This is a genomic window from Salmonella sp. 32120201201600049SM, assembly GCF_017572835.1.
Classification (GTDB): Bacteria; Pseudomonadota; Gammaproteobacteria; order Enterobacterales; family Enterobacteriaceae; genus Salmonella; species Salmonella enterica.
Map to the genome: position 1 here is coordinate 399,193 of NZ_JAGESA010000002.1, position 11,613 is coordinate 410,805.

16 protein-coding genes are annotated in these 11,613 nt (G+C 53.7%); 11 read left to right on the plus strand and 5 right to left on the minus strand.

Going from position 1 to position 11,613, the window contains the following annotated elements; all coding sequences use genetic code 11:
* The 3 genes from yqgB to J4650_RS07890 all read right to left on the minus strand — a co-directional run bounded on the left by yqgB (position 1) and on the right by J4650_RS07890 (position 726).
* On the minus strand, positions 1 to 132 hold the full coding sequence (yqgB, locus tag J4650_RS07880; RefSeq protein WP_000729109.1) for an acid stress response protein YqgB: 132 nt from the start codon (positions 130 to 132) through the stop codon (positions 1 to 3).
* 85 nt (positions 133 to 217) lie between these two features.
* Complete coding sequence (locus J4650_RS22940; RefSeq protein WP_001751809.1) at positions 218 to 367, minus strand: hypothetical protein; 150 nt, start codon at positions 365 to 367, stop codon at positions 218 to 220.
* Between the two features lie 59 nt (positions 368 to 426).
* On the minus strand, positions 427 to 726 hold the full coding sequence (locus tag J4650_RS07890) for a hypothetical protein (RefSeq protein ID WP_001540882.1): 300 nt from the start codon (positions 724 to 726) through the stop codon (positions 427 to 429).
* A 55-nt stretch (positions 727 to 781) separates the two neighbouring features.
* On the opposite strand from J4650_RS07890, the gene metK reads away from it, so the two are divergent.
* From metK to ruvX, 8 genes are all read left to right on the plus strand, one after another.
* The gene (metK, locus tag J4650_RS07895; RefSeq protein ID WP_001062140.1) at positions 782 to 1,936 is read left to right on the plus strand and encodes a methionine adenosyltransferase; all 1,155 of its coding nucleotides are present in this window, start codon (positions 782 to 784) and stop codon (positions 1,934 to 1,936) included.
* A 492-nt stretch (positions 1,937 to 2,428) separates the two neighbouring features.
* On the plus strand, positions 2,429 to 3,823 hold the full coding sequence (gene galP, locus J4650_RS07900; protein ID WP_001113171.1) for a galactose/proton symporter: 1,395 nt from the start codon (positions 2,429 to 2,431) through the stop codon (positions 3,821 to 3,823).
* Between the two features lie 78 nt (positions 3,824 to 3,901).
* The gene (locus J4650_RS07905; protein ID WP_000856775.1) at positions 3,902 to 4,399 is read left to right on the plus strand and encodes a SprT family zinc-dependent metalloprotease; all 498 of its coding nucleotides are present in this window, start codon (positions 3,902 to 3,904) and stop codon (positions 4,397 to 4,399) included.
* A 95-nt stretch (positions 4,400 to 4,494) separates the two neighbouring features.
* The gene (gene endA / locus J4650_RS07910; RefSeq protein WP_023993947.1) at positions 4,495 to 5,202 is read left to right on the plus strand and encodes a deoxyribonuclease I; all 708 of its coding nucleotides are present in this window, start codon (positions 4,495 to 4,497) and stop codon (positions 5,200 to 5,202) included.
* A 76-nt stretch (positions 5,203 to 5,278) separates the two neighbouring features.
* A complete protein-coding gene (gene rsmE, locus J4650_RS07915) occupies positions 5,279 to 6,010 on the plus strand; it encodes a 16S rRNA (uracil(1498)-N(3))-methyltransferase (protein WP_023993946.1) in 732 nt (243 codons plus the stop codon).
* A 19-nt stretch (positions 6,011 to 6,029) separates the two neighbouring features.
* Complete coding sequence (gshB, locus tag J4650_RS07920) at positions 6,030 to 6,977, plus strand: glutathione synthase (protein ID WP_023232636.1); 948 nt, start codon at positions 6,030 to 6,032, stop codon at positions 6,975 to 6,977.
* A gap of 215 nt (positions 6,978 to 7,192) precedes the next feature.
* Positions 7,193 to 7,756: a YqgE/AlgH family protein gene (locus tag J4650_RS07925; protein ID WP_001053173.1), complete on the plus strand. Its 564-nt coding sequence runs from the start codon at positions 7,193 to 7,195 to the stop codon at positions 7,754 to 7,756.
* A complete protein-coding gene (gene ruvX / locus J4650_RS07930; RefSeq protein ID WP_000017096.1) occupies positions 7,756 to 8,172 on the plus strand; it encodes a Holliday junction resolvase RuvX in 417 nt (138 codons plus the stop codon). The genes J4650_RS07925 and ruvX overlap by 1 nt, the downstream gene beginning before the upstream one ends.
* Positions 8,173 to 8,218: 46 nt before the next feature.
* On the opposite strand, the gene J4650_RS07935 is transcribed toward ruvX, so the two are convergent.
* Together J4650_RS07935 and J4650_RS07940 are read right to left on the minus strand one after the other, a co-directional pair.
* A complete protein-coding gene (locus J4650_RS07935; RefSeq protein WP_023993945.1) occupies positions 8,219 to 8,905 on the minus strand; it encodes an IclR family transcriptional regulator in 687 nt (228 codons plus the stop codon).
* Positions 8,906 to 9,036: 131 nt separating this feature from the next.
* The gene (locus J4650_RS07940) at positions 9,037 to 10,017 is read right to left on the minus strand and encodes a type IV pilus twitching motility protein PilT (RefSeq protein WP_001055658.1); all 981 of its coding nucleotides are present in this window, start codon (positions 10,015 to 10,017) and stop codon (positions 9,037 to 9,039) included.
* A gap of 17 nt (positions 10,018 to 10,034) precedes the next feature.
* Here J4650_RS07940 and J4650_RS07945 point away from each other — a divergent pair, with 17 nt between their 5' ends.
* Genes J4650_RS07945 through yggU form a run of 3 tightly spaced genes read left to right on the plus strand, consistent with a single transcriptional unit; the run spans position 10,035 to position 11,611 of the window.
* Positions 10,035 to 10,739 carry a YggS family pyridoxal phosphate-dependent enzyme gene (locus J4650_RS07945; protein ID WP_000997790.1) on the plus strand — a complete coding sequence of 235 codons (705 nt, stop codon included), beginning with the start codon at positions 10,035 to 10,037 and terminating at the stop codon, positions 10,737 to 10,739.
* A gap of 18 nt (positions 10,740 to 10,757) precedes the next feature.
* Positions 10,758 to 11,324 carry a YggT family protein gene (locus tag J4650_RS07950; protein ID WP_001094848.1) on the plus strand — a complete coding sequence of 189 codons (567 nt, stop codon included), beginning with the start codon at positions 10,758 to 10,760 and terminating at the stop codon, positions 11,322 to 11,324.
* A complete protein-coding gene (gene yggU, locus J4650_RS07955) occupies positions 11,321 to 11,611 on the plus strand; it encodes a DUF167 family protein YggU (protein WP_001277205.1) in 291 nt (96 codons plus the stop codon). Before J4650_RS07950 ends, yggU begins: the two co-directional genes overlap by 4 nt.
* Positions 11,612 to 11,613: the final 2 nt, after the last annotated feature.

Sequence of the window (11,613 nt, forward strand, 5' to 3'; positions counted from 1 at the left end):
TCAATTTTTATTAGCAAGTGTAAAACAGTTGACTACTATCGCAATCCGAAGACGCGATAACAACCCATAGACAAGCGGATTTTCCAGCAGATAGCGCTGATGCTCCGCCTGCGCGACCGGTTTCTTTTTCATATCATTGTAAACACGTAACCGAACTCACAGATAACGGTTCGGCGAAACCACGAGAAAACTCTTGCGTTAACAAGAGCGCCCTTGTTCAGTCTTCAGCTCCATTGCCGGCTCTGGAATCCTGAGAAGCGCCGAGATGGGTATAACATCGGCAGGTATGCAAAGCAGAGATGCAGATTGCGGGGGACATGCGCGCACCAGAACGATGCGACAGATTCAGCAGAATACAACGGTTCATTATCTCGTATCACCTCCACGGCCGCCTCGTAAGACGAACCCACAAGCCAAAGCAACGTTTTAACCCGGCTGGAAGTGGCGACACGAAGAAAACGTCGTGTGCTTTTGTATGAGCCGCGCGTCGCGTTTTATACCCAGAACGCAGAAAAAAAGCAAAGCATAAATGCGCATAATGTCAGCATTATCAGAAACGTTTACCGCCTGATTTTGACCGACATTGCGACGGCCTTCAAAAAAAGCTGGAAATTGGGCGAAGAAGTGACCTAAAATAGCCGTCCAGATGTTAATCCATCCATACTGATTAACACTCAGACTGCCAGTGTCAGCGACCTTCAGACTCATGGTAGAATCTTCTGTCATGACTATTCCGCACAACAGTTTGAGCTAACTAAATTCTCCTTAGGTGAAATTAAATATGGCAAAACACCTTTTTACGTCTGAGTCCGTATCAGAAGGGCATCCTGACAAAATCGCAGACCAAATCTCTGATGCCGTGTTGGACGCTATCCTGCAACAGGATCCGAAAGCACGCGTCGCCTGTGAAACCTACGTTAAAACCGGCATGGTTTTAGTTGGCGGTGAGATCACCACCAGCGCCTGGGTCGATATCGAAGAGATTACCCGTAATACGGTGCGCGAAATTGGCTATGTGCATTCCGACATGGGCTTTGACGCCAACTCTTGCGCGGTACTGAGCGCAATTGGCAAACAGTCTCCGGATATCAACCAGGGCGTTGACCGCGCAGACCCGCTGGAACAAGGCGCGGGCGACCAGGGTCTGATGTTTGGCTACGCGACAAATGAAACCGACGTACTGATGCCTGCGCCAATCACCTACGCGCACCGTCTGGTACAGCGTCAGGCTGAAGTGCGTAAAAATGGCACCCTGCCATGGTTGCGTCCGGATGCAAAAAGCCAGGTCACTTTCCAGTATGACGACGGCAAAATCGTCGGTATCGACGCCGTGGTTCTCTCTACGCAGCACGCAGAAGATATCGACCAAAAATCGCTGCAAGAAGCGGTGATGGAAGAGATCATCAAACCCATTCTGCCGTCTGAATGGTTAAATACGTCCACTAAGTTTTTTATCAACCCAACCGGTCGTTTTGTTATCGGCGGCCCGATGGGCGATTGTGGTCTGACCGGTCGTAAGATCATTGTTGATACCTACGGCGGTATGGCGCGTCACGGCGGCGGCGCCTTCTCCGGTAAAGATCCGTCTAAAGTTGACCGTTCTGCAGCTTACGCTGCGCGTTATGTCGCGAAAAACATCGTGGCGGCAGGTCTGGCGGATCGCTGTGAAATCCAGGTCTCCTACGCTATCGGCGTAGCGGAGCCGACGTCCATCATGGTGGAAACGTTCGGTACTGAAAAAGTGCCTGCTGAACAGTTGATTCTGCTGGTGCGCGAATTCTTCGACCTGCGCCCGTACGGCTTGATTCAGATGCTGGATCTGCTGCACCCGATCTACAAAGAAACTGCGGCTTACGGCCACTTCGGTCGCGAAAACTTCCCATGGGAAAAAACCGACAAAGCGCAACTGCTGCGCGATGCTGCCGGTCTGAAATAATCGCCCGCGCCTGACGCTGTTTTTCAGTCAGGTAAACCATACCGTACTTATCAAGGCCAGCGCCCTGCTGGCCTTTATCATTGCTGATACACGCAACGTTATCAGATATTCCAGCGTGAATTTATACTGACCTTTTTGTGATGCGCAGCACAATCCACTCTCCCCTTTCGTTTCTTCGACTACACTTTTTATCATTCAGTTTCAGTCATCATGAAAGCGGTTACATTCATTTTCATTAAGAACTGACTACATCACTATCGGTATGCTAATTCTGCGATGAAAATATTACATAATTTTTCAACTTTGTCTGAATACCAGGCGATTGATATGGTTATAAGATTATTAAAACTATTATTTTTCAGATAATTAAATAATCACCGAGATAAATAGTAGTGTAAACGATTACACCATTGTGATTAGCCTCACATCTTTTTACGGCGTACTCACCTACTCTTAACATCGATAAAATTGCTAACCCAACCGGAGGGCATAATGCCTGACAATAAAAAACAAGGGCGTTCCAACAAGGCCATGACATTTTTTGTCTGCTTTCTTGCAGCCCTGGCAGGATTACTTTTTGGCCTGGATATCGGCGTTATCGCCGGTGCTTTACCCTTCATTACCGACGAGTTTCAGATTACCGCACACACTCAGGAATGGGTGGTCAGCTCCATGATGTTTGGCGCGGCCGTCGGCGCTGTCGGCAGCGGCTGGCTCTCCTTTAAGCTGGGTCGTAAAAAAAGCCTGATGATCGGCGCTATCCTGTTCGTCGCCGGTTCGCTGTTCTCCGCTGCGGCGCCTAACGTTGAAGTCCTGATTATTTCTCGCGTGCTGCTGGGTCTGGCCGTCGGCGTCGCTTCCTACACTGCACCGTTGTACCTGTCAGAGATCGCGCCGGAAAAAATTCGCGGCAGTATGATCTCAATGTACCAGCTCATGATCACCATCGGGATTCTGGGCGCTTATCTGTCCGACACCGCGTTCAGCTACAGCGGCGCATGGCGCTGGATGCTCGGCGTGATCATCATCCCAGCCATTCTGCTGCTGATCGGCGTCTTCTTCCTGCCGGACAGCCCGCGCTGGTTTGCGGCGAAACGCCGCTTCCATGATGCTGAACGCGTCCTGTTGCGCCTGCGTGACACCAGTGCGGAAGCAAAACGTGAGCTTGATGAAATTCGCGAAAGTTTGCAGGTTAAACAGAGCGGTTGGGCGCTGTTCAAAGAGAACAGCAACTTCCGCCGCGCCGTGTTTCTTGGCATTTTGTTGCAGGTCATGCAGCAATTTACCGGGATGAACGTCATCATGTATTACGCGCCGAAAATCTTCGAACTGGCGGGGTACACGAATACCACGGAGCAGATGTGGGGTACCGTTATTGTTGGTCTGACTAACGTGCTGGCAACCTTCATCGCTATCGGCCTGGTTGACCGCTGGGGCCGCAAACCTACCCTGACGCTGGGCTTCCTGGTCATGGCGATTGGTATGGGGATTCTGGGTACGATGATGCACATCGGCATCCATTCGCCGTCTGCGCAATACTTCGCTATCGCTATGCTGCTGATGTTCATCATTGGATTTGCGATGAGCGCTGGTCCGCTGATTTGGGTACTGTGCTCCGAAATCCAACCGCTGAAAGGCCGCGATTTCGGCATCACCTGCTCCACCGCGACCAACTGGATCGCCAATATGATCGTCGGCGCAACGTTCCTGACCATGCTGAACAATCTGGGTAACGCCAACACCTTCTGGGTCTACGCTGGCCTGAACGTGCTGTTTATCCTGCTGACCCTGTGGCTGGTGCCGGAAACCAAACACGTTTCGCTGGAACACATTGAACGTAACCTGATGAAAGGTCGTAAACTGCGCGAAATCGGCGCCCACGACTAATCCCTCCACGCTTCCTCCTGCCACAGGGGGAAGCGTTTTTCTTGCAGTCCCTCTTCCGTCGCACTATTCTCTGCCGCTATGAAAACCCCTCGTCTCCCTATCGCTATTCAGCAGGCCGTAATGCGCCGCCTGCGGGAAAATCTCGCCCAGGCGAACCTCAAGCTCGATAGACATTATCCGGAGCCGAAACTGGTGTATACGCAACGCGGCACCTCGGCGGGCACCGCCTGGCTGGAGAGCTACGAAATCCGCCTCAACCCGGTGTTACTGCTGGAAAACATCGACACCTTTATAGCAGAGGTCGTGCCGCATGAACTGGCGCATCTGTTGGTGTGGAAGCACTTCGGACGCAAGGCTCCGCATGGCAAGGAATGGAAGTGGATGATGGAAAGCGTGCTGGGCGTTCCGGCCAGACGTACTCATCAATTTGCGCTGCAATCCGTACGGCGCAATACCTTTCCCTACCATTGCCAATGCCAGCAACATCAACTCACCGTCCGCCGTCATAACCGCGTAGTACGCGGCGAAGCGGTTTATCGTTGCGTTCACTGCGGCGAACCACTGGTCGCCGGGTAGTTTCCCGAAACGTCCGGGAACTTTCCTGAGCGGACTGATTGCATACAGACACAACTTTCGTTACGTTGCGGGCTCGTTTTGCTATGGAGTGTGCAATGTACCGTAATTTCTCTTTTGCCGCTGTGTTGCTGGCCGCAGCGTTTTCAGGCCAGACCCTGGCCGATGGCATTAACAATTTTTCTCAGGCCAAAGCGGCGAGCGTCAAAGTCAATGCCGACGCGCCCGGCAGCTTTTACTGCGGGTGCCAAATCCGCTGGCAGGGTAAAAAAGGCGTCGTAGACCTGGAGTCCTGCGGCTATAAGGTGCGTAAAAACGAGAATCGCGCCAGACGCATTGAGTGGGAGCACGTTGTCCCCGCCTGGCAATTCGGTCATCAGCGCCAGTGCTGGCAGGACGGCGGGCGAAAAAACTGCGCTAAAGACCCGGTCTACCGCAAAATGGAAAGCGATATGCATAACCTGCAACCCGCGATTGGCGAAGTGAATGGCGATCGCGGCAACTTTATGTATAGCCAGTGGAACGGCGGCGAAGGTCAGTACGGGCAGTGCGCCATGAAAGTGGATTTCAAAGTGAAGCTCGCCGAGCCGCCCGCCCGCGCCCGTGGCGCAATCGCCCGCACTTATTTTTATATGCGCGACCAATACCAACTGAAACTTTCCCGCCAACAAACGCAGCTTTTTAACGTCTGGGATAAGCAGTACCCCGTTACCGCCTGGGAGTGCGAGCGCGATGCGCGTATCGCGAAGGTCCAGGGTAATCATAATCCCTATGTGCAACGCGCTTGCCAGGCGCGAAAGAGCTAACCTACACTAGCGGGATTCTTGTTAACCCATGCCCTGGATAGCCAAACGCCGGGGCCATGACGCGGATTTTTTTATTATGCGTATTCCCCGCATTTATCACCCTGAATTGTTGACGTCCGGTACGCAGATTTCGTTATGCGAAGATGCGGCCAACCATATTGGTCGTGTACTGCGCATGGGACCGGGACAAGCGTTACAGCTGTTTGACGGCAGTAATCAGGTATTCGATGCTGAAATCATTAGCGCCAGTAAGAAAAGCGTTGAAGTGCAAGTGATGAAAGGCGAAATCGACGATCGTGAATCGCCGCTACATATCCATCTGGGCCAGGTGATGTCGCGCGGTGAAAAAATGGAATTTACTATCCAGAAATCGATCGAACTAGGTGTAAGCCTCATTACGCCACTGTTCTCTGAGCGCTGTGGCGTTAAACTGGATAATGAACGTCTGAACAAAAAGCGCCAGCAGTGGCAAAAGATCGCCATCGCCGCCTGCGAACAATGCGGGCGTAACCGGGTGCCGGAAATTCGCCCGCCGATGGCGCTGGAAGCCTGGTGCGCCGAGCAAGATTCCGGGCTGAGGCTCAATCTTCATCCGCGCGCCCATGCCAGCATCAACACTCTGCCGCTGCCGGTTGAACGCGTCCGACTGCTGATCGGCCCGGAAGGCGGGCTGTCGGCGGACGAAATCGCGATGACCGCGCGCTATCAGTTTACTGATATTCTGTTAGGACCTCGCGTTCTGCGTACTGAGACAACCGCGCTCACCGCCATTACCGCGCTACAGGTGCGTTTTGGCGACTTAGGATGAAGCGTTAACGGAGAAAATAATGATCAAGCTCGGCATCGTGATGGACCCCATCGCACACATCAACATCAAGAAAGACACCAGTTTCGCTATGCTGCTGGAAGCCCAACGTCGTGGTTATGAACTTCATTATATGGAGATGGCCGACCTTTATCTGATTAACGGCGAAGCCCGCGCCCGCACGCGAACGTTGAGCGTGGAGCAAAATTACGATAAATGGTACGAGTTCGGCAGCGAGCAGGAGATTAAACTCGCCGATCTGGACGTCATTTTGATGCGCAAAGATCCGCCGTTTGATACCGAGTTTATTTATGCGACCTATATTCTGGAACGCGCTGAAGAGGAAGGGACGCTGATCGTCAACAAACCGCAAAGCCTGCGCGACTGTAATGAAAAACTGTATACTGCCTGGTTTTCCGACCTGACGCCGGAAACGCTGGTAACGCGCAATAAAGCGCAGCTCAAAGCGTTTTGGGAAAAGCACGGCGATATCATTATGAAACCGCTGGACGGTATGGGCGGCGCGTCCATTTTCCGCGTTAAGGAAGGCGATCCTAACATAGGCGTTATTGCCGAAACGCTGACCGAGCTGGGCAACCGCTACTGCATGGCGCAGAACTATCTGCCCGCGATCAAAGATGGCGATAAGCGCGTCCTGGTCGTCGACGGCGAGCCGGTGCCTTACTGCCTGGCGCGTATTCCGCAGGGCGGCGAAACCCGCGGCAACCTGGCGGCTGGTGGTCGCGGCGAACCCCGTCCGTTGAGCGAAAGCGACTGGGAAATCGCCCGCCGCGTTGGGCCGACGCTTAAAGCCAAAGGGCTTATTTTCGTCGGTCTGGATATTATCGGCGACCGCTTAACGGAAATTAACGTGACCAGCCCAACCTGCGTGCGTGAAATTGAAGCGGAATACCCGATCTCTATCACCGGGATGTTGATGGACGCCATCGAAGCGCGTCTGGCGAAGTAAACGTTTATTGCCCGGTGGCGTGCGCTTACCGGGCCTGAGCAATCACGCCGCCCCGGTCGGATAAGGCGGCGCATCAGCATCGCCATCCGGCAATCTATTGCCCGATAAGGCCGCCGTCCTTTGGCAAGAGACGGCTTATATGAGTGACAACCGTCCGCTTTCCCCACATACTGAACGCTGTCGTTTTTTTGAACCAGGAAACAGAACCTCTGACAATGAATTTACAGCATCACTTTCTTATTGCCATGCCTGCGCTCCAGGACCCGATTTTCCGCCGTTCCGTGGTGTATATTTGCGAGCACAACCAGGACGGCGCTATGGGGATTATTGTTAATAAGCCTTTGGAAAATCTGCAAATTGAAGGGATTCTGGAAAAACTAAAAATTACGCCGGAACCGCGCGATTCGTCAATTCGTCTTGATAAAGCCGTGATGCTCGGCGGCCCGCTGGCGGAAGATCGCGGATTTATTCTCCATACTCCGCCGTCACGTTTCGCCTCCAGCATTCGTATCTCAGACAATACCGTGATTACCACCTCCCGCGATGTGCTGGAAACGTTAGGTACCCAACAACAGCCTTCCGATGTACTGGTCGCGCTGGGCTACGCCTCCTGGGATAAAGGCCAGCTTGAACAAGAGTTGCTTGATAACGCCTGGCTTACCGCGCCCGCCGATCTCAATATTTTGTTCAAAACGCCCATTGCCGAGCGCTGGCGCGAAGCGGCAAAACTTATTGGCATTGATATTCTGACCATGCCTGGCGTTGCGGGGCACGCCTGATGAGCGGCACCTTACTGGCCTTTGACTTCGGCACAAAAAGCATCGGCGTTGCAATAGGACAACGCATTACCGGCACCGCCCGTCCGCTTCCGGCAATCAAAGCACAGGACGGCACGCCCGACTGGACGCTCATTGAACGTTTGCTGAAAGAGTGGCAGCCAGACGAAATTATTGTCGGGCTACCGCTTAATATGGATGGCACTGAACAACCGCTGACGGCGCGCGCACGTAAATTCGCCAACCGTATTCATGGGCGTTTCGGGGTAACTGTCACGCTGCACGATGAACGACTCAGCACCGTTGAAGCACGCTCCGGTCTGTTTGAACGAGGTGGGTATCGCGCGCTGAACAAAGGCAAAGTGGACTCGGCCTCCGCCGTGATTATCCTCGAAAGCTATTTTGAACAGGGGTATTAAAGCCGTTTTTGTCAGCAGGCGGATAACGCGGTCACGGTTGCCAGGCTTACAGGGCAATACGCTGGTTTAATGCCTTCAACGCCTGTAAACGCGCAGCCGCCTCCGCCTCATCAATCCGCCACATTCCCGCAAAGGCCAGCGCTGCGGCGTGCTTGTCTAGCGGTTGCGCCATAGAAACTTCACCATCAGCGTGATGCCACAGCACGTATCCCCGCTGGCGCTGCTGCGCCACATGCGGCGCCAGATTACGCCACTGCTCCGGAGTAAAACGCTGCATTAGCGCCTCGTCGCTTTCTGCCGCCAGTAACGCCACTCCTGTTACCGACTGCCAGGCCGGGCACATGCGAAACCCCGCCAGCGCCTGACTTCCCTGCGAACCCGGCCTGGAGTGATAAATATAGATAATCTGGTCTTCCCATAGCACGCCTAATGCCACCACGATGTCTCTGGGCGCATGGCGCTCAAGGATAGGCAACGCATGGGAGAACAGCGCTGAACCGCGAATCGCCTGCGCCGCCAAAGCATGAATGCCTGGCCCGGGTAAATAGCGTCGGTGCTCATCCTGCATCGTGAGTCCAATAGAGGCCATCGTCATTAACAGGCGATTAACGCGCGTGGTATTAATATCCATCAACCGGGCAAGCTCGCGACATCCGATAGCACGGTCGCTGGAGACCAGATATTGCAGACAGCGAATGCCATCTATCAGGCTTTGATTCGGTTGTGATGACATCGTTAAATGGCTTCGCTGTGGTTTTAACAAAGCTGCGATTTTAACGCCGGTTCGCCAGGATACAAGCCTGTATACCGTTCAATCCACCGCGCCAGTCAACACTTTACAACCCCCCTACGCCACCATGTTCGCTACAGCCGTCCCTGCGCCTGACGCCATTGCGCGCTCTGGGCGAATGTCATCATCCCCTGCTGCTGCCCGGTTTGTATCACGTGGGCCAACTGATGGAGTTTGCCTTCACGGATCAAATTCCCTGTGGCTGGCGTATTAATCAGTAATTCAAACAACGCCACGCGCCCATCCTGTCTGTCGACCTCCAGTTTTTGTGATAGTACGGCGCGCAGACTACCCGCCAGTTGGCTGCGTACCGGTTCTTTTTCCTGCGCCGGAAAACTATCCACTAATCTTTCCACCGCCTGCGCCGCACCGCGAGTATGCAGGGTTGCCAGTACCAGATGCCCCGTTTCCGCCGCCGTCAGCGCCAGGCGAATGGTCTCGCTGTCACGCAGCTCTCCCAGTAAAATGACATCGGGATCTTCACGTAACGCCGCGCGCAGCCCGGCGGCAAAAGTGGCGCAATGCTGGCCGATTTCCCGCTGCTGTATCAGGCAACGCTTGCTGGTGTAACGGTACTCAATAGGATCTTCCAGCGTCAGGATGTGTTTATCGGCATGTTGATTAAGATGTCCCACCATCGCCGCCAGCGTAGTGGATTTCCCGCAGCCAGTAGCGCCAGTGACCAGAATCAGTCCGTTCTCGCTGGCAAGCAGTGCGGGTACTATCGGCGGCGTCTGGATTTCCGCCAGATCAGGACAACGCTCGGGCAATAGCCGTAGCGCCAGCGACGTTCCCTGTTGATGTGTGAACGCACTGGCGCGCAGGCGCCGCGTGCCAGACAGCGAGACGGCGAAATCAAGCTGACCGTGCGTTCGCCACTGATATTGTTGCGCGTCATTAAGCCAATCAAGCAGAAGCCTGTCGACATCTGGCGCGGTAAAAGGCGCGGTCTCCATGCGTCCTTGTTTGCGCCATCGCGCAGGCCAGGCGTTACACAGGTGTAGATCCGAGACGTTATGCTTTACACTAAGCGTCACAATTTCTTCCATATTCATATAAACATCCTCGGAAAATGAACGATATCGCGCATAACCTGGCACACATCCGGGACAAAATCTCCGCCGCGGCGACGCGTTGCGGCCGCTCTTCAGAAGAAGTTACGTTGCTTGCAGTGAGTAAAACCAAACCTGCGAGCGACATCGCAGAAGCCATTGCCGCCGGACAACGGGCATTTGGTGAAAATTATGTACAAGAGGGGGTGGAAAAAATCCGCCACTTTCAGGAAGCGAAAGTGGAAGGCCTGCACTGGCACTTTATAGGCCCTTTACAGTCCAACAAAAGTCGGCTGGTGGCCGAGCATTTTGACTGGTGTCATACCATCGATCGCCTGCGTATCGCCTCGCGTCTGAGCGAACAGCGTCCGGATAATCTGCCGGCGCTAAATGTTCTGATCCAAATTAATATCAGCGATGAAAACAGCAAATCAGGCATTCCGCTGGCGGAACTGGATGAGCTGGCCGCGGCGGTGGCAACACTGCCGCGTCTGCGGCTTCGCGGACTGATGGCGATCCCGGCGCCAGAGTCAGATTATGTAAGGCAGTTTGAAGTCGCACGTCAAATGGCTGTAGCATTTGCCGGGCTGAAAGCGCGCTACCCTGACGTTGATACCTTATCTCTGGGTATGAGCGACGATATGGAAGCCGCGATTGCGGCAGGTAGCACAATGGTGCGCATCGGCACCGCTATCTTTGGTGCTCGTGATTACACAAAAAATTAAGGAAAACTGAGGAACGCCATGAATACGTTGACCTTCCTGCTCTCAACGGTAATTGAGCTGTATACCATGGTGCTATTATTGCGCGTGTGGATGCAGTGGGCCCGCTGTGACTTTTACAACCCTTTCTCCCAGTTCGTGGTGAAAATTACGCAGCCCATCATCGGACCGCTGCGTCGTATTATCCCGCCAATGGGGCCGATTGACAGCGCTTCCCTGCTGGTGGCGTTTATTCTTAGCGTTATTAAGGCGATAGTGCTGTTTAAGGTAATTACGTTTCAGGCGATTATCTGGATTGCCGCGGTGCTTATCTTGCTTAAAACAATCGGCCTGCTGATCTTCTGGGTGCTGCTGGTCATGGCTATCATGAGCTGGGTGAGCCAGGGTCGTAGCCCAATTGAATATGTATTGATTCAGCTTGCCGAGCCGCTGCTCAGCCCGATTCGCCGTATACTGCCTGCGATGGGCGGCATCGACTTCTCGCCGATGGTTCTGGTGCTGCTGCTGTATGTCGTTAATATGGGGATCGCTGAAGTCTTACAAGCGACAGGCAACATGTTGCTGCCGGGGCTATGGATGGCGCTATGAGTGCTGTGACTCGCTGCGAAGACGGTCTGGTGTTACGGCTTTATATTCAGCCGAAAGCCAGCCGCGACAGTATTGTGGGCTTACATGGCGACGAGGTGAAAGTCGCCATTACTGCCCCGCCGGTTGACGGTCAGGCAAACAGCCATCTGACCAAGTTTCTTGGTAAACAGTTTCGCGTGGCGAAAAGTCAGATCGTCATCGAAAAAGGCGAGCTGGGCCGTCACAAACAGGTAAAAATTATTCACCCGCAACAGATCCCGCCGGAAATTGCGGCGTTAACTGAGTAGGT